Here is a 21,201-nt window from a genome sequence, read left to right as displayed (position 1 = left end):
GAGTTTCCTCTCTCTTCAATCAAGTCTTTCGCGCAGCAGATCCGCCAGCTTGGCCTGATCCACCTCGAATTGCTCTTCACCCGAGCGCAGGGGCTTGATGCCCACGCGACCCTGCCGAATCTCGGTTTCGCCAAGGATCAGGGCCAGCTCCGCCCCGCTGCGATCGGCCTTTTTCAACTGGGATTTGAAGCTGTCCCCGCCACAATGAACCGTCAATCGCAGACCCGGCAGCTCATCCCGCAGAGACTCCGCAAGCCGCCAGCCGAGCTGTTCGGCTTCCTCGCCCATCATGGCCAGATAAGCGTGGGGCCGGCTATCCCGCCGGGGCGCCTCATCACCGAGGGCGAGCAGTGCAATCAGTCGCTCCATCCCCAGTGCCCAACCCACGGCCGGCACATGGCGACCGCCCAGTTGTGAAACCAGGAAATCATAGCGCCCCCCGCTGCAGACTGCATCCTGAGCCCCCAGGCGGTCGGTTGTCCACTCGAACACGGTCCGCGAATAATAATCCAGACCGCGGACCAGTCGGGGATCCACCTCGTACTCGATACCCTGTGCATCGAGCAAGCGCCGCAGCTTGTCGAAATGCTGCCGTGATTCCTCATCCAGGTGATCCAGGATACTGGGCGCATCGGCGATGATCTCGGCCAGATCCGGATTCTTGGAGTCCAGAATCCGCAGGGGATTACTCTCCAGCCGCCGCCGGCTGTCTTCGTCCAGACGATCCCTGAACTCACTGAAATAACTCACCAATTTTTCCCGATAGGCCCGGCGGGCCTCGGGATTGCCCAAGGAATTGAGCTTGAGCCTGACACTGTCGAGACCCAGGCGCCGCCAAAGGCGGGCGGTGAGCATGAGCATCTCGGCATCGATATCCGGCCCTTCCAGGCCATAGGCCTCCACCCCCAGCTGGTGGAACTGCCGATAACGACCTTTCTGGGGGCGTTCATGCCGAAACATGGGTCCCTGGTACCACAGTCGCTGAATCTGGTTATGAAACAGACCGTGGCTCATGCCCGCCCGGACACAACTGGCCGTCCCTTCGGGCCGCAGTGTCAGACTGTCGCCGCTGCGATCCTCGAAGGTGTACATTTCCTTTTCCACCACATCGGTGACTTCACCGATGGAGCGCACGAACAGTTCCGTCCGCTCCACGATGGGCATGCGGATTTCCTGATAGCCGTACTCCTCGAACACGGCCCGGGCCGTGTCTTCCACGGCCTGCCAGTAAGGACTGTCCTCCGGCAGAATGTCATTCATTCCCCGTACGGGCTGAATTCCCTTGGACACGTTCTCTCCTCAAAATCCAGTTACCCGTGCGAATCAGGCCAGGCTGTCGCACAGGGAGCAGCAATTACACAGAACAATCAGGGCGTTACGGTAATCCGAGCGGTGTTGTCACGACGGATGCGGTCGCCAAACTCCCAGACTTCCCCATCCACCTCCAGGCTGACCGCCGGGGCATTGCCCATGAAGATACTGATCGGCGCGAGGCCCGCCACCTCGACTCGCTCACCTTCCCGGGCCAGGCCGTAATAGAGTCGCTGATCGCGATCATCGTAGATCTCGATCCAGGAGTCATCATCGAGGATCACCGTCAGACTGCGACTGCCTTCCTCGTCAATGACATCCGCCACAGGCTCATCAGGCGCCACCACTTCCGGCTCAAGCAGCTCGGCTGCGGCGGGCAGGGTTTCATCCGCTTCCGCCACCGGCTCCTGCTCCGGGTCAGCCGCCGGGCTTTCCTCTTCCATCTCGGCAACTGCTGACGGCTCCGCTTCGATCTCCTCCGGCTCCGCCCGATCCTCGTCAATCTCTTCGGTAAGCGGGGAATCTTCTACCGTCTCGACAGCCTCGTCTCGCTCGGCCACCGGCTCAACCCGCTCCTCGGCTTCATCAAGTGCGCTGACCGGCTCACGGTGAGGCCCGGCGTACCACCACAGCCCCCCCATCACCAGCATGGCCAGGACCACGATCCAGGCCACGGTAAATACCCAGGCGGGAGTTCCCGAATCCATGGCCGGCCCGGCATTACCCCGCAGCTCCAACGCCGGCTGGGAATCCGACGGCAGTGTGGCGTTGTAGGCGTCAACGATTTCTTCCGCTGGGAGATCCAACAGACGGGCATAGTTTCTCAGATGACCGCGCACGAAAATTGGCGCTTCGAGCACCTCGAAACGGTCCTCCTCCAGGGCCCGCAGAATGCTCGGCAGTATGCGTAGTTCCTGCCCCACCTGCTCAAGGGTCAGCCCCAGGGATTCCCGCTGATCCCGCAGGCGGCTACCCGGCCCCGGCGAACCATCCGGCGGCCGCTCCTGATTGTCGCTCGATCCCCCCCGGGATGGCTCATCAGTCATATCCAAGCTCCGCCAATCGATCGGCGTGTTCCGAGTCCGGATGCTGGCGCTTCAGCAGGGCAGCATAACGCTCGGCCTCGTCACGGTCCCCCAGGGCATCCTCGATCTTCACCCCCAGCAGAATGGCGCCGGGCTCCATATCGCCATGCTCGGCCATGCGCTGGAAGAATGCCCGGGCGCTCAGGTACTCGCCACGCTCGTACTGCATGTCAGCCAGATGCCAGAGGGCATCGGTGAAATCCGGCCTGGCCCGAATGGCATTGCGGAAATACTCCTCCGCGGCCTCCAGATCGGGAATACGGCGAACACAGGCACCGGCATTGGTCCAGGCTACCTCCGGCGTGTCATAGAGACGATTACGGGCTGCCTTGACCAGCTCTTCTTCGGCTTCCCGGTACTCGCCCTGGCGGCAAAGATAGGTACCGTAGGTATTGCGAATCGCCGGGTCGTCACCATCCAGGCGCAAGGCCCGACGATAATGGCGCTGGGCCATGCGCTGATCTTCTATCTGCTCATAAAGCAAGGCGATGGTGGCATGGGCCATGGCGTTGCGGTTATCAAAACGGAGGGACTCCTCCATTTTCTCCTTGGCCATGTTAAGCCGCCCCTGGCGCATGTAGTGGATGCCCAGTTGAAGGTGACTCAGGGCCGCCTCCTGATCATCCGTGTCGGCACGGGATTGCCCCCCGGCGCAGGCCGCGAGGAACATTGCCGCCAAGACAAGTACTACCGGTGAAAGCGTACCAACGGTCTTCGATCCAGCAATCATGAGGCTATCCCCTCTCTCGCAGCCGCCCGCCGCTCCTGGCGACGGCTTCGGTCCTTGACCTGTCCGGCCAACTGGCCACAGGCCGCATCAATATCATCCCCCCGCGTCTTGCGGGTAATGACGTTGTATCCCTTCGCCTGCAATATCTCACGGAAGCGCTGAATACGGGCATCACTGGACCGCCGGTATCGTGCCCCGGGATAGGGATTGAAGGGGATCAAATTGATCTTGGACGGGATGCCGGCAAGCAGGCGGGCCATTGCCCGGGCGTGCTGGTCACCGTCATTGACGCCGTCCAGCATGACGTACTCCCAGGTGATATGACGCCCGGGATGCTTTTCGATGTAGTAGCGGCAGGCCGTCATCAATTCCGCCAGTGGCCACTTTCGATTGATGGGGACGATCTCGTCACGCAGCTCATCGAAAGGCGCATGCAGGGATACGGCCAATGCCGCCTCGGATTGCTCGGCAAAACGATAGAGATTGGACACCACGCCGGAGGTGCTGAGGGTCACTCGACGCTTGGACAGGCCGAAGGCCATGTCGTCCAGCATCAGATTGACCGCCGGCAAGACATTGCGGAAGTTGGCCAGGGGCTCGCCCATGCCCATGAGCACCACATTGGTGAGGCGCTTGGCGTTTTTCTCGTCACGGCCCAGCAGGCGATTCACATGCCAGACCTGGCCAATGATCTCGGCGGTGGTGAGATTGCGGTTGAAGCCCTGTTCCGCCGTGGCGCAGAACTGGCAATCCAGGGCACAACCCACCTGGGAGGATATGCAAAGCGTGCCGCGGCCTTCCTCGGGAATGAAGACGGTTTCGATGGCGTTCCCCGACCCCATCCGCATCAGCCACTTTCGGGTCCCATCCCGGGACAGATGATCGGACAGGACTTCCGGGGCGCGAACTTCGGCGGTTTCCTGCAGAAGCTCCCGTAAGCGAACACTCAGGTCGGTCATGCGGGAGAAATCCGTTTCCCCCTGTTGATAGATCCATTTCATGATCTGCCGGGCGCGAAACGGTTTTTCCCCAAGGCGCTCGAAATAGGCCTCAAGGCCGGCCCGGTCCATTCCCAGCAGATTATTCTTCAGGTACTCCGCCACCGTTCACTTCTCCACCCCCGTCACGCGGAGGCCTTCATCCCGACTCAACGCGAGTGGATTTCTTCCGGCTTGAAGAAGAAATCAATCTCCGTGCGGGCGGTGTCGGCACCATCGGAACCATGCACCACATTGGCGTCGATTGTCTGGGCAAAATCAGCACGGATGGTTCCGGGCTCGGCTTCGGCAGGGTTGGTGGCCCCCATCAGCTCGCGATTGCGGGCAATGGCATTGTCACCTTCCAGCACCTGGACCATCACCGGGCCGGAGGTCATGAACTTGACCAGGTCATTGAAAAAGGGCCGTTCGCTGTGCACCGCATAAAAACCCTCGGCCTGTTCCTGGCTGAGATGCAGCATGCGGGCGGCGACGACTTTCAGGCCCGCCTTTTCAAAGCGGCTGTAGACTTCGCCGATGATGTTCTTTTCCACGCCGTCGGGCTTGATGATGGACAGGGTGCGTTCCACGGCCATTCCGTTTTCTCCTGCTCAATTTGGTTTGATTGCGACAGTCGGGCCCCAGCCCTCCAACGCCCCAGGGGCACAAAGAGCGGGCCAAGCCGCTTATGGTACCCGTGCACGCCGGGGCGCGGCAATGAAAACCCGCCACGGAAGGCGGTTTTCCGGGCGGGCAACTGGAAAGACTCGCTCAGACGGTGAAGCTCTCGCCGCAGCCGCACTCGTCCTTGACGTTGGGATTGCGGAACTTGAAGGCCTCATTGATGCCCTCGCGAACATAGTCGAGCTCGGTCCCGTCCAGATAGGAAAGATGCTCACGGTCAACCACGACTTTGACGCCGTGATCCTCGAAGATCACGTCATCGTCGCCACTTTCGTCCGCATAATCAATCACATAGGCCCAGCCCGAACAGCCGGTCCGCTTGATACCCAGACGCAGGCCAATACCATGTCCGCGCTTTTCCAGGTGACTGGCGACCCGCTCGGCCGCCGATTCGGTCAGGGTGATAGCCATGGCCTTTCCCGATCCTCTGTTGCTAATCCAGAATTTTCAACGCCGAATGCCAGGCGTCCTCGACAGTCAGAAACGCGTCCATGACGTCCGGCGGTGCATCCAGCCGCGAGGCCAGCGTTGCCGCCGACAGCCGCTTCTCCCCAGCCTGCCAGGCTTCAGCCGCCAGATCCGCGGCGGCAATGATCCAGGGGCTGCCGTGAGCCTGGAACCAGGCCTTTCGTGGTTGGCGGGACAGCCACAGCCAGACTTCGCTGTCATCGGCCCGTCCCCGGGCCTGCCCGCAAACCGATTCAAGCCCAGCGGGCGGTGGCCCCGCATGGCGGGGCCGCAGAAAGCGTTGCCAGCAGACCTCGCCATAAACCTCGTGTGCCGCTGTTTCCTCGCTGTGGCTTTCGACCATGCGATCTGACGTCCGTTCACGCCGGTGGACACCGGCCACTGGGGCATTTTAACCCGAAAGCGGGGTCGGTTCCGAATCGCCCAGGGAGCGTGGCGACAGGGCCCGCAGGCGCGAGACGGCCTGTTCAATGCAGTCGGCCGCCCGATCCACTTCCGCCTCGGTGGTGAAGCGGCCAAGACTCAGGCGCAGAGAGGATTCGGCCTGGGCATCGGAGCGGCCAAGGGCACGAAGCACATAGGAAGGTTCGGCCGACGCCGAAGTGCAGGCAGATCCCGAAGAAACCGCCAGATAAGGATCCAGTGCCGCCACCAGGGCTTCGCCATGGACCCCGTCGAACCCCAGGTTCACCGTCCCGGCGACCCGCCGCTCCGGATCCCCGTTGAGGCGTACGCCGGGCATGGCCAACAGCCTCGCTTCCAGCTTGCCCCGCAGGGCGAGAATGCGCTCACGGTCCGCGCCCATATCCCGAATCGCGAGACGGGCCGCTTCCCCCATGCCCACGATCTGGTGGGTGGCCAGGGTCCCCGAGCGAAGACCGCGCTCATGCCCGCCGCCCAACATCATGGCTTCCACCCGGGCCCGCGGGCGGCGACGGAGGAAAAGGGCACCGACACCCTTGGGGCCGTAGAACTTGTGGGCCGAGAGGGACAGGAGGTCCACCGGCCACTCCTGCAGGCGAATGGGCAATTTGCCCACCGACTGAGCGGCATCCACATGCAACAGGACACCCTGGGCCCGGGTGATCTCGGCGATGGCGGCAATATCCTGGATGACGCCGGTTTCGTTATTGACGTGCATGAGACTGATCAGCACCGTGTCGTCGCGGATGGCCTCGGCGACCTGGGCTGGATCGACAATGCCGCTCTCCGCGGGCGTCAGCCAGCTGACCTCGAAGCCGTCGGCTTCCAGCCGCCGGAAGACATCGATGACCGCCTTGTGCTCGGTACGGGAGGTAATCAGATGGCCACCGCGTCGGCGGTGAAAGCGGGCGGCGCCGGCAATGGCCAGGTTGTTGGATTCCGTCGCCCCCGAGGTAAAAACCATCTCGCGCGGCTCGGCCCCCAGCAGTTCAGCGACCGCGACCCGCGCCGCCTCCACCCGCCGGCGAGCCTCTCGCCCGGGGCGATGGGCCGAGGCCGGGTTGGCGAAACAGCCATCACGCGTCAGGCAGCCGGCCATGGCCTCGGCAACCAGAGGATCCACCGGCGTGGTCGCGGCATAATCAAGATAGATCGGCTCATTCATGAGCAGCCCCTGAGTCAAGCAACCCCTGATTATTCAGGAGTTCTCCATTCCTAACCTGCAATATTGTGTCCCCATTCTAGCGCGGACGCCCCACCCAATGGCTTGACAACCGTCATTTCCGGGACTTGACGGGGGTGGTCCAGCTTGCGTAAAGCTGAACCTGTCAACAGATTGGGAGTCGCCAAGATGCGGGATCACAACGGTCTGAGTTTCTCCATCGGCGAATACGAGCGTCGACTCAGGGAACTGCGGGAACGCATGGCGCGACGCCGTATCGATGTGGCCATCATTACCGACCCGGGCAATCTGCTCTATCTCACTGGCTACCAGACCACCGGCTATTCCTACTTCCAGGCCCTGGTGGTGCCCCTGGAAGACGAGCCCTTCATGGTGACCCGTCGTTTGGAAGAAACCAATGTCTGGCCACGGACCTGGGTGGAAATCACCCGCCCCTATTCCGATACCGGTGACGCCATTGAGACCCTGCACCATGCCCTGGTGGAATTCGGTCTGGATGACCAGTGGATCGGCTACGAGCGCAATAGCTACTTCTTCCCCGCCTACCAGCAGGAGCGCATGCTGGCCAGCTTCGACAGCAGCAATTTCGTGGACTGCTACGGCATCGTGGAGGCCGGGCGGATCACCAAGTCGGAAGAAGAACTTGCGATGATGGAAAAGGCCGCCCGGGCCACGGAAGCCGGCATGGCGGCAGGCATAGCAGCCGCCGTGCCCGGTGCCACGGAGAACGATGTCGCCGCGGCCGTTCATGAAGCCATGTTTCGGGCGGGAGGCGAGTATCCGGCGGTAGCGCCCTATATCGTGTCCGGCCCTCGCTGCATGATCGGGCATGCCACCTGGGAGGGCCGGACCATCCAGGAGAATGAGACTGTCTTTCTGGAAGTGGGCGGCTGCGTGCGTCGCTACCACACCGCGATGATGCGAACGATCTGGACCGGCAAGCCCCCCAGAGTCATGCGGGAGGCGGAGGCCATCGGCCAGGAAGCCTTGGCGGAAATGATGCACTGCATCCGACCGGGGGTCACCTCGGCCGAGGTGGATCATGCCGCCCGCCACATCATCAGTGCCAATCGTCTGGGTGCCGAGCTCATCACCCGTGCCGGCTACAGCATCGGGATCGCCTTTCCACCCAGCTGGGATGAAGGCTATATGCTCAGCCTGAAACCGGGGGACCGGCGGCCGCTGGAGCCGGGGATGACCATGCATCTGATCCCCTGGCTGTGGGGCGTGGAGGGAGACAAGCTGCTTGGCATCTCCGAGACGGTGGTCGTCACCGAGACCGGGTGCCGGTCGTTTTTCGAAAGTCCCGAGCGGAAACTGTTCCGCCCGGGTCCTCTGGCCGGCAGCGCGATGGTTCAGCACCGCGCTGGCTGAGGACCCTCAGAGCTGAGCCAGTCGCCGTCGCTGAGCGAACGCCCTCACCTCCGAGGCGGCCAATGGCTGGCTGAAATGGAACCCCTGGAAGAGATCGCAGCCCAGCTGGCGCAACAGTGCCCATTGCTGAGCACTTTCCACCCCTTCGGCGGTAACCCGCAAACCCAGGGCATGGGCCAGGTCGGTTATTGAACGCACGATGGCCAGACCCTGGGCCTGCTCAATCTCCTGAATGAAGGAGCGATCGATTTTCACCCGGCTGACCGGCAACTGCTGGAGCCAGCTCAGGGAGCTGTAGCCGGTACCAAAATCGTCCAGCGCAAGAGCCACACCCACCTCGTTGAGCCGCTCGATGGTGGCATTACCGGCCTCGATATCTTCCATGGCCACCTGCTCGGTAATCTCCAGTTGCAGATCACTTGGCCGCAAGCTGCTTCGACGCAGAATACGCTCGACTGTGGACGGTAGCGCGGGCGCCTCGAAGAGGTTGGCCGACAGATTAACTGCTACCCGAAGGTCCACCCCCTGATCCCGCCAGGACACGATCTGCCGGCAGGCCGATTCCATCACCCAATAGTCAAGGCTGCTGGCCAGCCCAGCGGTCGTTGCCATGGACAAGAACTCAGTCGGCAGCAGCAGCCCTCGCTCGGGATGCTGCCAGCGGACCAGGGCTTCAACCATCCTGACAGTCCCTTCGGCATCCACGATGGGTTGGTACAGCAGGCGCAGCTGGCCATCCGGGATGGCACGCCGCAATTCCGATTCAAGCACCAGGCGTTCATCGGCCGCCACTTCCATGATCCGTCGATAACGCACCGGCCCGCCACCACGACGCCGCGCCGAGGAATGGGCCAGGTCGGCGGCGCGCATAAGCGCCCGCTCATCCTCGGCATCATCGGGGTAAAGGGCATAACCGCAGGCGCACTCGAGATGAATATCATGCCCACCCACATGCACCGGTTCGCGCACCGCATCCATCAGATAATCCAGATGGGTGCGAGCTTCTGCCTCGTCCGGCAAATCCGTCAGAATGACGGCAAATTCGTCACTGGATATTCTTGCCACCGTGGCCTGTGCCGGGCGCCGCGCATCAAGCCGCTCCGCCAGACTGCGCAGCAGCTTGTCGCCATTGGCATGGCCAAGGGAATCGTTGACCCGCCGGAAACGCTCCAGGTCGAGAAAGGCGAAGGCCACCTTCAGGCCTGTACCACTCAATACACGGATCCGGTTGGCCAGTTGCACCCGGACGTTGCGACGATTGGGCAGGCCGGTGAGTGGATCAAAGAAGGACAGACGGGAAACCTCACTGCGGGCAACCCGGGCCTCGGCCCGCTCGTGCTCAAACAGCCAGGTCACCAGACCCAGGCCAATCAGGGCGTAAAGGACAAGATCGCCGATGGGCAGGAAGGGCGCATAGGGGGCCGTCCAGACCCCGGCAGGACCAAGGACCTGAATGGCCAGGGTGTGCAGCAAATGAAGCCCGTAGGCAATCATGGCACCCGCGGCCAACAGTGCGCCTGCCTGAACCGGCGAGCTGCGCTGGCGGAGAATGACCCATGCTGCGCCCATGAACGCCGCGGCCAGCAGGAAGTTCTTGACCCCCAGGCGGACGAAAACCCGGAGCGAGGCCGCATCCGGGCCAAAGGCACCGATCAGAGCAGTCGCCCCGCCAAGGAGGGCAACCACAATCACCACCACAGCCAGATGGCGTGGGGTCAAAAAGCGCCGATAAGCCAGGCCGACGACGCCCGCCACCAGTAACGCTACCTGGGCGTAGACGGCGGCAAGGGCAGCTACAGAGACTGGCAGGCGCAGACCAGGGCCTAGGCCGGCCATCAACAGACGATACGTGAGCAGAGACAGCACCACGTGAATGGCAAGGGCCAGAAAACTGAGGCCCCACAATCTGAGGAAGGGTCGGCGGCGGTCATGCAGGAAGTACAGGAAGAAAACCGCCAGAACCGCGGACAGGACAGCCTGGGCCGCCAACGCAGCCGTTACCAAGTCTCCCTGTTCAATCACCGTCGGCCCCCGCGCCGCGAGCCGGCCTACTTACAGCCAACCCAAAGACCTCTCGGCATCCCGCCCCATGGAGAACACATCCCTGCGTACCCACAGCATAGCAATACTGGCGGCCCAGGGGGACCGCCCGGAAGAGTCTGGCGTCGGCACCCGAGTAGATTGGGAAAATCGCGTCAAATCGCACGGACCAGATCGGAAAACTGGTCAATGACGGTCAGGTTGCCTATCCTGTTCCGCCTGTCACATGGTGGATCGCCCCGTTACGGGCGAGGCAACCCATTTCACCCAATCAGGAGTTCCGACAATGAAGGCAAGACGCTTTCTGCTAACCGCCGTTCTCGGCATCTTCTGCCTGCAGGCCGGCGTGGTGCTGGCCAACGGCATGGACAAGGATGATCTCTATCGCATCCAGCAGGTCACCCAGGTGGCGGTCTCCCCCGATGGTGAACAGGTGGCCTACCTGCGCAGCGTGCCCCGCAATCCCTACCAGGATGAGGATGGGCCGGCCTGGAGCGAGCTGCATATAGCCACCGGTGAAGGCAAGAGCCGCCCCTTTATCACTGGCAAGGTGAATATCAGTGCCATTGACTGGCTGCCTGACGGTTCCGGCATTTCCTTTCTGGCTCGCCGTGAAGGTGACGACCAGCGCTCTCTCTATGTAATTCCAGCCAAGGGCGGCGAGGCACGACGCGTGCTGACCCATCCCACCGGAATCCGCAGCTACAGCTGGCATCCCTCGGGAGAGCGGGTTGCCTTTCTGGCCACGGAACCGACCTCCGAAGAACGTCGGAAACTGCTGGACAAGGGCTTCAATGCCCGTGTCATCGAGGAGCGACTGCAGGATGTGGAAGTGTGGACGGCCGACATTGATGGCGATGGGGAGCCCGAAAAGCTGGACATCGAAGGCAGCGCGTCCCAGCTGCACTGGAGTCCGGATGGCGAACATCTGGCCATGATGATCGCGCCCACCCCACTGGTGGATGACGATCTGATGTTCCGCCACCCCCTGGTGGTGGAAGCCGATGGTGGTGACGTGGTCACCCGCTTTGAGACGGAAGGTAAACTGGGATCCATGGCCTGGTCCCCTGATGGAGAACATCTGGCCTGGGTCGGCAGCATGGATATCCATGATCCTCGCGAGGGCCGCCTGGTCGTGGGCGATGTAGACAGCGGTGAGTTCAAGAACATCAAGGCGGATGAGTACCTCGGCCACATCCAGACCATGGCCTGGGAAGATGACGAGCACATTATCTGGCTCGGCCACCGCGGTACCCAGAGCGAACTGGGTCGAATCCACCGCAGTGGCGACAACGAGGAGATCCTGATTGGGCCGGAGCAGCCCATCCTGCGTTCCCTGAGTCTGTCCAATGGGGGCGGTGTGCTGGCCTTCGCCGCGGACAGCCCAGAGCACCCCCGGGAGCTTCACGTCCATCAGGATGACAGCCTGGAACGTTGGACCGACTCCAATCCCTGGTTGGCCGACCGCGATCTGGCTCCCCAGGAAGTGGTGACCCATGAGGCTCGCGACGGCCTGGAACTCGAGGGTGTCCTCATCCGCCCGCTACGGGAGCGTCGTCGCGGCAACCACCCCATGATCATGGTCATCCACGGTGGTCCCGAAGCCCATATCTCCAATGGCTGGAATACCAACTATTCCAACCCGGGCCAGGTGGCAGCCGCCCGGGGTTATGCCGTGTTCTATCCGAACTATCGTGGCAGCACGGCTCGAGGAGTGGAATTCTCCATGCTCGGGCAGGCCGACGCCGCTGGGGCTGAATTTGACGATATCGTCGACGCCAAGGAGCACCTGGTGGAAACCGGGCTGGTTGATGGTGACAAGGTGGGGATCACCGGCGGTTCCTACGGCGGCTATGCTTCCGCCTGGGGTGCAACCGCTCAGACCGAGCACTTTGCAGCCAGCGTGATGTTCGTAGGCATCAGCAACAATATCTCCAAGTTCGGCACCTCGGACATTCCCCAGGAACTGATGCTGGTGCATGCCCGCAAGTGGCCCTGGGATGATTGGGAGTTTTCCCTCAAGCGAAGCCCCATCTATCATGCCGAGCAATCCCGCACGCCCATCCTGATCATGCATGGTGAGGCGGATACCCGGGTGCATGTGGGGCAGTCCATGGAGCTCTATCGGACCCTCAAGGTGCAGGACAATGTCCCGGTGCGCATGGTGACCTTCCCCGGCGAGGGTCACGGTAACCGCAATGCCACCAGCCAACGCGAGTACGTCATGCGACTGATGCGCTGGATGGATCACTTTATCCGCGATGGCGAAGAAGAATTGCCACCGGCCGATCTGGATCACGGCGACCGGATCTGAGGGATAGGAACATGAGTGAACAGAAACGATACGGGATTCGCATCACGCTGCCACAGGGAGACCCCCTGGCACTTCCCCATCTTCTGGGCAGTGACTGGGAAAGCTTCCGCTGGTACCGCTCAGCGGAGGAGCGTAACCGGGCTATGGAGGACATGGGTCGGGAGCATCAGTTTTCCCGCAAGGGCGATATTCCCAGCATCACGCTGGAAGCAGTGGACCGCTAATCCTGGCCGCCACTGCCCTGGCGACCCCATGGTCGCTCAGGGCAGTGGCCGGTTTTCCTTGAGCAGTTGCGCTATGTCCGCCGCTCGGCGCGGTCGGCTGAAGAAGTACCCCTGTGCCTCGTCGCAACCCATCTCCGCCAGCAGGTCTCGCTGACGGGCGGTCTCCACACCCTCGGCAATTACCTTCAGCTTGAGATTCTTGGCCATGGCCACAATGGCGCGGACAATAGCCAGGGCATCCTGATCCTCCGGCAGCCCCATGACGAAACTGCGATCCACTTTCAAATAATGGATGGGAAAGTCTTTCAGATAGCTCAGGGAACTGTGCCCCGTCCCGAAGTCATCCACCGCAATATCCACACCCATGCGGGCCACTGCTTCCAACGTCCGCCGGGCCCGATCCGGGTTTTCCATCATCATGCTTTCGGTGATTTCGATGTGGAGATCCGAGGCCAGCATTCCACTGCTGTCGATTTCCCGTGACAACTCGGTAATCAAATGCCGCTGCCCAAACTGGCGAGCTGAAACATTGACGGCCATTCGCAAGGACGGTAGCCCCTGATCCCGCCAGGCCACCGCCTGACGGCAGGCCTCCCGGAACACCCAGCGGCCAAGCTCGCCAATCAGGCCATTCCTTTCGGCCAGCGGAATGAAGGTAGAGGGTGGCACCAGACCCTGCTCCGGGTGCTCCCAGCGGACCAGAGCTTCCACACCAACGATCTTGAATGTATCCAGGCAGACGGAAGGCTGATAGTGGAGAACGAATTGCTCCTGATCCAGAGCATCTCGCAAGGCCTTGGACATCAATAGCTCTTCATAGGCCCGAGCATTCATATCCGCGGAGAAGAACTGAATGCAATTTCTGCCTTTTTCCTTGGCCCGATACATGGCGGTATCTGCATTCCGTAACAGGGAGGAGGCATCCTCACCATCGGCGGGAAAAAGACTGATGCCTATACTGCAAGAAGCTGCCAGTTCGTACTCATCCACCCGCACCGGCTCCGACAGGACCTCGCGGACCTTGTTGGCAACCGTGGCCACGTCCTCCGGGTCGTCTATATTATCCACCAGGATGGCGAATTCATCGCCACCGAAGCGGGAAACCAGATCGCTTTCCCGTATCACTTCCTTGAGTCTGCTCGCCACATCCTTGAGGAAGCGATCCCCTACCGGATGTCCAAGAGAGTCATTGATGGTCTTGAAATGATCCATATCCAGAAACAGGATACCCACCACCTTGCCGCTGCGCTTGGCTCGGCCAATCGCCTGCTGGCATTCCTGCTGAAAGAGAGTACGATTGGGCAGGCCTGTCAATGTATCGTGATGCGCGAGAAACTCCAGTTGGCGCTGATATTCCTTATGCTCACTGATGTCATTAAAGACGCAAACGTAATGACTGACTTGCCCTTGCCCATCCTTGAGCGTGCTCAGGCTTAGCAGTTCCGGATAAGTCTCACCACTCTTCCTTCGATTCCACACCTCCCCTTCCCAATGCCCGTCCTGATCCAGGGCACGCCAGATATCACGATCATCTTCACCCCGTTCCCGCTGCAGGGAACGAAACGGCATGGGCCGACCAATCACTTCCTGTTTCCCATAGCCAGTAATCCGGGCAAACGCCTTATTGACTTTCACCACGCGACGATCACGGTCCAGGATCATGACCCCTTCAGCCGTATTCTCCAGTGCAGCAGCGGCCAGACGGCTCTCCTCCTCCATGCGCCGCTGGCCGCTAATATCCCGATAAATGCCATAGACCGCGATCTGGTCATCGCCAATCAGTACCGGTGCCCCCAGGATGGAGACATCCACCAGTACCCCGTCCTTCCTCTGGCGTTTGGTCTCAGCCTGGACCGGTCGACGATCCAGAACCGTCTCCGAGAGAGCACTCCCCTCCTGCTCGAGCATATCGGGAACAATCAATTCATTGATGGTGCGCCCTGCAACCTCTTCCACCTGGTAACCAAATATATCGAGCCAGGCCTGGTTCACTTTCAGAATCCGGTCCTCCCGGTCCAGGAGCACAATGCCTTCGGGTGAGGCATCAAAGAGCTGCTTGAAAAAGGCCTTTTGATCCGACAGCGCCCGTTCGGTATTCTGCAGGGCAGCCACTTCCCGCTCCAGCGCCTGGTTGCTCTCCAGCAATTCCTGGTTGCGCTCATGCAGGCGGTGTTCGAGGCTATCCGCGCGTTGTCGCAATCGGGCTTCCATCTCCTTCTGTTCCGACAAATCTCGGATAGTGGCACGCAGCACCGGACCTTCCTGAAAATCAAGACGGGTCATGGAGACTTCAGCAGGGAAGGTGGTGCCATCCGCGCGTTGATGGAGCCACTCGAAGTGGCTGATGCCGGATGCATAGGCCTCGCGAATGTGACTTGCCGCCCCTGCTCGGGAGTCCAGACCATCCGCTTGCTTTGGGGGTGAGAGGTCAGCCGGGTGCCGCCCGATGATCTGGGACACATCGGAATAACCGTACAGTCTGACAGCCGCCGGAGTGGCGGCCACTATCTGGCTGGAGGTATAAACCAACACCGCGTAGGTGGAGGCCTCGAACAGCCGCCGGTAGAGCCTGTCGTCGCCAGGCAATTTCTCACTGGTGGTGCCGGGTTCCTTGATCATGATCCAGAGTATAGGCGCTTAAGGCGCATTACTCAGCTGTTCGAACACCCTTTCTACCCAGAAATCCGCCTCATCGGTGGGAGTTTCCTCAGTTAGATTGGGATTATCCAGCCAGATGACCGCGCGATCGGTCTCCAGGAAACGGCTGATGGCCAGGCGGTTCGCGGGATGAGATTCAAATAAGCTCAGAAAGCTGCCGTCATCCAAGGCCTTCAGCAATCCTGCTTCGAGGCGCTCTGCCAAGGCATGATTTTCCGGGGCGACGAAGAAATAAATGGGCGCTGGGTAGGCAATCAGGGGACCGTTGCCCGGCGCCAGGTCATACCGCCGGTAGATTTGCTCCTCAGCCCAAACCTCAATAACACCCCTGGGCAGGAAATCCACTCGCCCCCCGGCCACCATCCGGAAAAGGGCTTCATAATCGGAGCTGGTTTCCACCCTGACATCATTGGCCCTCAGAATACCCGTATCCGGCCAGTCATGACCCTGAGCGGCCACGAAGCGCCGCAACTCGCTGAGATCGGTCACGGCTTCCATGCGGTTCACATGCTCCGCCGCCACCACAGGCACCCTGACACCCAACAGACCTCGCAAGAGAGGGACGCGGACAGGCAACCAGCCTGATTCATTGTCACGGGAAGTCATGGTCCAGACCACGTCCACATGGCGTCCATGGCGCATCTCACGCATGGCCCGACTCTGGGTCATGCGGATCGGCGCCCTCTCGAGACGGAAGGGGCCATGACTCTCTTGCGTCTGCTCCATGGCAAGACTCAGCAATTCAACAAAATAGGCGTCCCTGGCCTCCTCTTCCACATCCGGCTTGATGTGACGAATCACGGTCTCCTCTGCCGTTAACGAGATCGGGGCCAACAACAAGGTAAACCCAAGAAGAAGGAGCGCGCCACGCAATACGAATTGGCTTGGGAATGAGTCAGGCATCGGCGATCACCTGAAGAAGGTAAGCCTCGGTTTCAACGAAGGGCATTGGCCGCGCAAAATAATACCCCTGACCTTTCTCGCAACCGCATTGACGCAGGTAATTCAGTTGCACCGCCGTCTCCACCCCTTCCGCCACAACCTGAATCTTGAGGTCGTGCGCAAGGGATATGATTGCCTGAGTCAAAAGCGCATCATCTTCATCTTCACTGATATCACGAACAAACTCCCGGTCGACCTTGAGGGTGTTGACGTGAAAACGGCGAAGATAGGCCAAGGCGGAATAGCCCGTTCCGAAGTCATCAACCACCAGGGCTATCCCCATCCCCTCCAACTGCTTCAGTTTCTGTCGAGTGGCGAAGTACTCTTCCAGAAACAAGCGCTCTGTCAACTCCAATTGCAGGGCATCACCGGGAAGTCCGACTTGCTGAAGTGCATCACTGATTGTCTCGGACAGGTCGCCCTCCACAAGTTGGCGGGGTGAGAGATTGACTGCCATGGTCAGCCCCTCCAGCCCCAGGGTTCGGCGCAGTTGAGCCAGGTCCCCAAGGGCGGTCCTGAGGACCCATTCGCCGATGGGCAGGATCAGGCCATTCTCTTCGGTCAGGGGTATGAACTCATCCGGCGGAATCAGACCACGGCTTGGGTGACGCCACCGGATCAGCGCCTCGAGACTCTCCGGCTGGCCACTGTTCAAGTCGATCACCGGCTGATAGTGCAACTCAAACTGGCCTTCGGCCAGGGCCTGACGAAGGTCACTTTCCAGTGTCAGGCGATGCTGGGTCTCCACACCCAACTGGGGGTCATAGAAACGGAGGGAGTTCTTGCGCTCCGCCTTGGCTGCATACAAGGCGGTATCAGCAGCCTGGAGCAGGGCACGGGCATTATCCCCCGCATCCGGATAGATTGCCGCACCGCCCGTGACCGATGGAAAGAAGTTCTCACCGGAAAGAATCATCGGCTCCCGCAAAGCATTCATGAGTGCTTCCAGACGCGCCACCAGCTCGCCTTCCTCGCCGACACTGGGAACGATAACCAGGAATTCATCACTGCCGAATCGAGCCGGTATCCAGTCGTCGTCTGAATACCTGCGCAGCCGCCCGGCAATGGTATTGAGCAACTCATCCCCAACACCGTGGCCCAGGCTGTCATTGACGTATTTGAAGTTGTCCAGGTCCAGAAACAACAACGCCAGGCGCTGCGTCCCATCCAAGGCATTCAACTCTCCGGCGAGATACTCGTAGGCCAGTATCTGATTAGGCAGCTCCGTCAAGGGGTCAAATCGAGTGTGAAAATCCAGTCGCTCCTGAACCGCCCGAAGCTGGGTGGTGTCCTCAAGCAGGGCAAGAAAGTAGCGCTGATCACCATCGCTCAGCGACCTGACAAATCCCCGACACCAGCGAAACTGACCATCTTGCCGCCGAAAGCGAAGCTCACCCTGCCACTCTTCACCTGCCTGCACCGTTTCCCAGGGGTCACTGGCACCTCGGGGCAGACTGATACGCTGGTGGAACCACCCTCCTGGCTGGAAGGCCTGGCGGCCGAGCACTTCCTCGTTACTGCAGCCACTGAATTCAATGAAGCGAGGGTTGAGATACTTGACCCGCCCTTGCGCGTCCATGATCACGACACCGACAGGCGATTGCTCAAGGGCACTGGCCAGCAGATTCCGTTCCCTTTCGGCGGCGTTGCGGGCGGCAAAATCGCGGCGGATTCGGGCAATGGCATGATCGAAAGCCTCGCGCACATCGTCCAGCTCATCCGGTCGCAACAGGCCATGCTCGGGACGAGCCAGCTTCGGCCGCAGCCCCAGACGATCCAGTCGCAAGCGACGAGCAAAGCGGGCCAGGGCCTGGAGATGACGCGTTACCAGATAATAGAAGGCGAAGAGCAATATCAGGGACACACTGAATGTCTTGATCGCCTGGCTGGCCAGAATCACCAGCCCCATGCTCCAGAGACGTTCGTGAATGCCTCTGAGGTCCGCCTCGACCCGAACATTGCCCAGGGCCTGGGGAATGCCATCCTCGCCGGTATAGACTACAGGAATGAAGTGTTCCAATTGATGAGGATAATCGCTGCTTTCACCCACCCGGGCTTCAATATCCCCACGAATCTCAACTCGCGTGACATGGGGAATCTGCGCGATCCCCTGTAGCTGCAAGGCCACCAGGTTTTCATCCAGGGCCCAGACGCTCCGGGCCAGACTGTCACCAAAACTGGCCTCGGCTTCCTGCAGACGCTGCTCAAGACCGGAATATTCCCGGCGATACTCACTGTACAACTGGTAGGAAGCCGTGATCAGGGTAAACAGGCCACTGATCAGGAGGATGACGAGGATAACCCGCAGACTGAGCCGGCGGTGGCGCAGCCAACGAGGCAAGGTCGGACTGGACACGAAAAGCCTCCCCATTGCTGCATGCGCAGCGTTAAGCTGTCCAGGTTACTCTGTGGACGATCAGGTCGCCGGTCCCGCGATTTCAGTCTAGTCGTTCCACCAACGGCACGCGAATTTCGTCCCCTGGCCGAATACGACGAAGGTTCTGATCGGGGTTGTACTGCTGCAGCAGCCACTCAGGCAGCCCACCGTGGCGGCGGGAGATATTCCACAGGGAATCCCCCTCCCGCACTTCATGATGGCTTTCACCATTGATCCTGTGCTGGCTGAAAAACCGGGATTGCACCGCCTGATGGAAGGCGAGCCGGCGAGACTCGTAGTCGGCCGGTTCGACGCTGGAAAAATCCAGTCGCAGGCGCTGGCCCGCGACCACCGAATCACCAAATCGCAAACCATTGAGCTCACGCAGGCTCTGAGTCCGAATATTCAGCCAATCAGCATGATGGCCCAGGGTCTCGCCCCAACGGAGTTCGATCGTCCCATCCACGCCCACGGCGTAATCACTGGGATCCGCAGCCAGTTCCGGCTGCTCTTCCGGCAAATGCCCCCCATCCCTCCGAGCCTCATCGGCAAGCGGTTCCATCGCCTCGGGACCGTCTTCCACTGCGGCGACGGGCGTCGGGAGGGCCGAGGGTGACTCATCATCCGCCGCTTTCTCCGGCGCCTCTGCCACCTCGCCTGTCGGCCCATCATCGTCAGCGGCAGCCTCCGGGCTGCGGGTCACCGTCGCTACCTTCAGTTCCTGACCCGGAAAAATCCGGTCACCATTGCCCAGATCATTGATTTCACTCAGGCGAGTCACGGTGGTGTTGAAGCGGGCTGCAATCAGGGAGAGGTTATCCCCCGGTCGAACCTGGTACCGGCCATCGGCGGGCACGCGCTCCCGGACCGGGGCCGCATCGTTGCCGGGCAGTGTCAATCGCTGGCCGGCTCTGACTCGGTGGGGATTGCGCAAATCATTGATCGCGACCAGTTGACTGAGACTGACCCCATAGCGGTCGGCAACATGGGACAGGGTCTCGCCCCGTCGCAGCACGTGATAGCGGTCCGGAGCCTGACGGGCGAATAGCTGATCCTCATCAAGTCGCGAGAGCAGATCTTGCGGGTTGAGGCTGTCAACGCTGGCAGGCAATCGTAGCGGATAGCCCCGGGGGACATACTTCTGGCCGTCCCACACCGGCCGTAGCAGGGCAGGGTTCAGCCGCCGAAGCTCATCCGGGGCGACATCAAGGGCATCGGCCAGGGCCCGCACCGGGACATAGGCGGGCATTTCCAGGCCATTGGACACAACCGGGGGCTCGGGCTCCAGGGCGGGAAAGTAATGCTCCGGCTCGGCGTGGATATCCAGGGCGGCCAGGAAAGCGGGGTAAAAATTTCGCGAGGCAAAGCCGAAGCGGCGGCCTTCATACTCCCGGGCGATGCGGGCAATATCATCGCTGCCGGTAATCGACACCGCCCGCCTGACGCCGGCAGCGCCATGATTATAAGCGGTCAGGGCGAGGGCCCAGCTACCGGTAACCTGATAGTTGTGGCTCAGCAGCTGTGCAGCGGCTCGGGAAGACAGCCAGGGATCCAGGCGCTCATCGACAACATGATCCACCTGCATGAAGCGCTGTCCGGTACCCCGGGTGAACTGCCACATGCCGGCGGCACCCGCCCGGGAACGGGCGTAGGGGGTGAATGAGGACTCCACATGGGGCAAGGCGACCATGCCCTCGGGCACACCATGCTCCCGCATCTGCTGCCGGATATGGGCCTCCCAGCGACCTGAGCGCTCCAGGCCGGCACGAAAACGATTGGCCTGACCGAGCTGAAACCGGATGCGATCGGCCGCGGCACGAAACTCAGCCGGACCGGCGCCATCGCCCCAGAGCTGGCGCATCTCCTCCGCCCAATCGGCCTCTATGCCGGGGTCCCGGGCCAGTTCAAGCAAGCGATTTCGCACGACCTCCCGGCGTTGGTCCAGGTGCTGCCTGCGCTCGGGCCGTTCCGCGCCCTCCGGGAACCGGACCACTTCGTAGACCACGCCCAGATAGCGACGGTCATGCAGCAGCCCGCCGTTCGTGCCGACCTCGGTATAGATGCGCGTCCAGAAAGCAATATCGGGCTCGAAGGCGGCCGGGCGTTCGAAATCTTCTCGAATATCCGCCTTGGCTGAAACCGCCAGCAGAGCGAGCAGCAGCAAAACCAGCGGGGTTGGGGCTTTCACTTTGCGATCCCTCCTCTAGACCCCCCTGCGCGCAAGGGCCCGCCTGGGTTATCCTGTTCGACTCCATTCAGAGTCAGAGATTCAAGGATATGCCAAGCACAGCGGTCCAGACCAACGATTCAGCACAGCTGGCCCATATTGAAACCGTCCGCCACCGATTCGACGATGCCATGGAGCGCTGTGGCGTCTCCACGGTGGTGATCGACAGCGGGCCGGTGCACCA

The 21,201-nt window shown here is 61.1% G+C and carries 16 protein-coding genes; 3 read left to right on the top strand and 13 right to left on the bottom strand.

What is annotated here, in order from left to right; translation table 11 throughout:
* Positions 1 to 15: 15 nt before the first annotated feature.
* The 8 genes from hisS to ACJWXQ_RS05565 all read right to left on the bottom strand — a co-directional run bounded on the left by hisS (position 16) and on the right by ACJWXQ_RS05565 (position 6,843).
* Positions 16 to 1,290, bottom strand: a complete 1,275-nt coding sequence (hisS, locus tag ACJWXQ_RS05600; RefSeq protein ID WP_406672343.1) for a histidine--tRNA ligase — start codon at positions 1,288 to 1,290, stop codon at positions 16 to 18.
* Positions 1,291 to 1,367: 77 nt separating this feature from the next.
* Positions 1,368 to 2,357 (bottom strand): RodZ domain-containing protein, encoded by a 990-nt coding sequence (locus ACJWXQ_RS05595; protein WP_406672342.1) that lies wholly within the window; start codon positions 2,355 to 2,357, stop codon positions 1,368 to 1,370.
* On the bottom strand, positions 2,350 to 3,126 hold the full coding sequence (pilW, locus tag ACJWXQ_RS05590) for a type IV pilus biogenesis/stability protein PilW (RefSeq protein ID WP_346051056.1): 777 nt from the start codon (positions 3,124 to 3,126) through the stop codon (positions 2,350 to 2,352). The genes ACJWXQ_RS05595 and pilW overlap by 8 nt, the downstream gene beginning before the upstream one ends.
* Positions 3,123 to 4,229, bottom strand: coding sequence for a 23S rRNA (adenine(2503)-C(2))-methyltransferase RlmN (rlmN, locus tag ACJWXQ_RS05585; protein ID WP_346051057.1), 1,107 nt, complete (start codon positions 4,227 to 4,229; stop codon positions 3,123 to 3,125). The genes pilW and rlmN overlap by 4 nt, the downstream gene beginning before the upstream one ends.
* A 44-nt stretch (positions 4,230 to 4,273) precedes the next feature.
* Entirely contained in the window at positions 4,274 to 4,699 is a 426-nt protein-coding gene (ndk, locus tag ACJWXQ_RS05580) for a nucleoside-diphosphate kinase (RefSeq protein WP_346051058.1), read from the bottom strand.
* Positions 4,700 to 4,874: 175 nt separating this feature from the next.
* Positions 4,875 to 5,198 (bottom strand): iron-sulfur cluster assembly protein IscA, encoded by a 324-nt coding sequence (gene iscA, locus ACJWXQ_RS05575; RefSeq protein WP_346051059.1) that lies wholly within the window; start codon positions 5,196 to 5,198, stop codon positions 4,875 to 4,877.
* 22 nt (positions 5,199 to 5,220) lie between these two features.
* On the bottom strand, positions 5,221 to 5,598 hold the full coding sequence (locus ACJWXQ_RS05570) for a hypothetical protein (RefSeq protein ID WP_346051060.1): 378 nt from the start codon (positions 5,596 to 5,598) through the stop codon (positions 5,221 to 5,223).
* Between the two features lie 48 nt (positions 5,599 to 5,646).
* On the bottom strand, positions 5,647 to 6,843 hold the full coding sequence (locus tag ACJWXQ_RS05565) for an aminotransferase class V-fold PLP-dependent enzyme (protein ID WP_406672341.1): 1,197 nt from the start codon (positions 6,841 to 6,843) through the stop codon (positions 5,647 to 5,649).
* 186 nt (positions 6,844 to 7,029) lie between these two features.
* On the opposite strand from ACJWXQ_RS05565, the gene doeA reads away from it, so the two are divergent.
* Positions 7,030 to 8,235, top strand: a complete 1,206-nt coding sequence (doeA, locus tag ACJWXQ_RS05560) for an ectoine hydrolase (protein WP_346051062.1) — start codon at positions 7,030 to 7,032, stop codon at positions 8,233 to 8,235.
* Between the two features lie 6 nt (positions 8,236 to 8,241).
* Here doeA and ACJWXQ_RS05555 read toward each other — a convergent pair whose 3' ends face one another.
* Entirely contained in the window at positions 8,242 to 10,257 is a 2,016-nt protein-coding gene (locus tag ACJWXQ_RS05555; protein WP_346051063.1) for an EAL domain-containing protein, read from the bottom strand.
* Between the two features lie 304 nt (positions 10,258 to 10,561).
* Here ACJWXQ_RS05555 and ACJWXQ_RS05550 point away from each other — a divergent pair, with 304 nt between their 5' ends.
* Positions 10,562 to 12,589, top strand: a complete 2,028-nt coding sequence (locus tag ACJWXQ_RS05550) for a prolyl oligopeptidase family serine peptidase (protein ID WP_406672340.1) — start codon at positions 10,562 to 10,564, stop codon at positions 12,587 to 12,589.
* Positions 12,590 to 12,600: 11 nt separating this feature from the next.
* Positions 12,601 to 12,813, top strand: coding sequence for a hypothetical protein (locus ACJWXQ_RS05545; protein ID WP_346051065.1), 213 nt, complete (start codon positions 12,601 to 12,603; stop codon positions 12,811 to 12,813).
* Between the two features lie 36 nt (positions 12,814 to 12,849).
* Here ACJWXQ_RS05545 and ACJWXQ_RS05540 read toward each other — a convergent pair whose 3' ends face one another.
* From ACJWXQ_RS05540 to ACJWXQ_RS05525, 4 genes are all read right to left on the bottom strand, one after another.
* Positions 12,850 to 15,432, bottom strand: coding sequence for an EAL domain-containing protein (locus tag ACJWXQ_RS05540; protein ID WP_406672339.1), 2,583 nt, complete (start codon positions 15,430 to 15,432; stop codon positions 12,850 to 12,852).
* 18 nt (positions 15,433 to 15,450) lie between these two features.
* Positions 15,451 to 16,272, bottom strand: coding sequence for a hypothetical protein (locus ACJWXQ_RS05535; RefSeq protein ID WP_406672338.1), 822 nt, complete (start codon positions 16,270 to 16,272; stop codon positions 15,451 to 15,453).
* A 94-nt stretch (positions 16,273 to 16,366) separates the two neighbouring features.
* The gene (locus ACJWXQ_RS05530; RefSeq protein ID WP_346051068.1) at positions 16,367 to 18,769 is read right to left on the bottom strand and encodes an EAL domain-containing protein; all 2,403 of its coding nucleotides are present in this window, start codon (positions 18,767 to 18,769) and stop codon (positions 16,367 to 16,369) included.
* Positions 18,770 to 18,851: 82 nt separating this feature from the next.
* A complete protein-coding gene (locus tag ACJWXQ_RS05525) occupies positions 18,852 to 20,978 on the bottom strand; it encodes a LysM peptidoglycan-binding domain-containing protein (protein ID WP_346051069.1) in 2,127 nt (708 codons plus the stop codon).
* Positions 20,979 to 21,201: the final 223 nt, after the last annotated feature.

The sequence above is a fragment of the Natronospira sp. genome, assembly GCF_007134575.1.
GTDB classification, from domain to species: Bacteria; Pseudomonadota; Gammaproteobacteria; order Natronospirales; family Natronospiraceae; genus Natronospira; species Natronospira elongata.
The sequence above is the reverse complement of the archived record's forward strand: the minus strand, read 5'-3'. Positions and strand labels throughout refer to the sequence as shown.

Coding starts and splice junctions, on each gene's coding strand:
- ACJWXQ_RS05550 (WP_406672340.1), top strand. CDS start 10,562: ATGAAGGCAAGACGCTTTCTGCTAACCGCCGTTCTCGGCATCTTCTGC.
- ACJWXQ_RS05545 (WP_346051065.1), top strand. CDS start 12,601: ATGAGTGAACAGAAACGATACGGGATTCGCATCACGCTGCCACAGGGA.
- ACJWXQ_RS05595 (WP_406672342.1), bottom strand. CDS start 2,357: ATGACTGATGAGCCATCCCGGGGGGGATCGAGCGACAATCAGGAGCGG.
- ACJWXQ_RS05540 (WP_406672339.1), bottom strand. CDS start 15,432: ATGATCAAGGAACCCGGCACCACCAGTGAGAAATTGCCTGGCGACGAC.
- ACJWXQ_RS05565 (WP_406672341.1), bottom strand. CDS start 6,843: ATGAATGAGCCGATCTATCTTGATTATGCCGCGACCACGCCGGTGGAT.
- pilW (WP_346051056.1), bottom strand. CDS start 3,126: ATGATTGCTGGATCGAAGACCGTTGGTACGCTTTCACCGGTAGTACTT.
- ndk (WP_346051058.1), bottom strand. CDS start 4,699: ATGGCCGTGGAACGCACCCTGTCCATCATCAAGCCCGACGGCGTGGAA.
- iscA (WP_346051059.1), bottom strand. CDS start 5,198: ATGGCTATCACCCTGACCGAATCGGCGGCCGAGCGGGTCGCCAGTCAC.
- doeA (WP_346051062.1), top strand. CDS start 7,030: ATGCGGGATCACAACGGTCTGAGTTTCTCCATCGGCGAATACGAGCGT.
- ACJWXQ_RS05570 (WP_346051060.1), bottom strand. CDS start 5,598: ATGGTCGAAAGCCACAGCGAGGAAACAGCGGCACACGAGGTTTATGGC.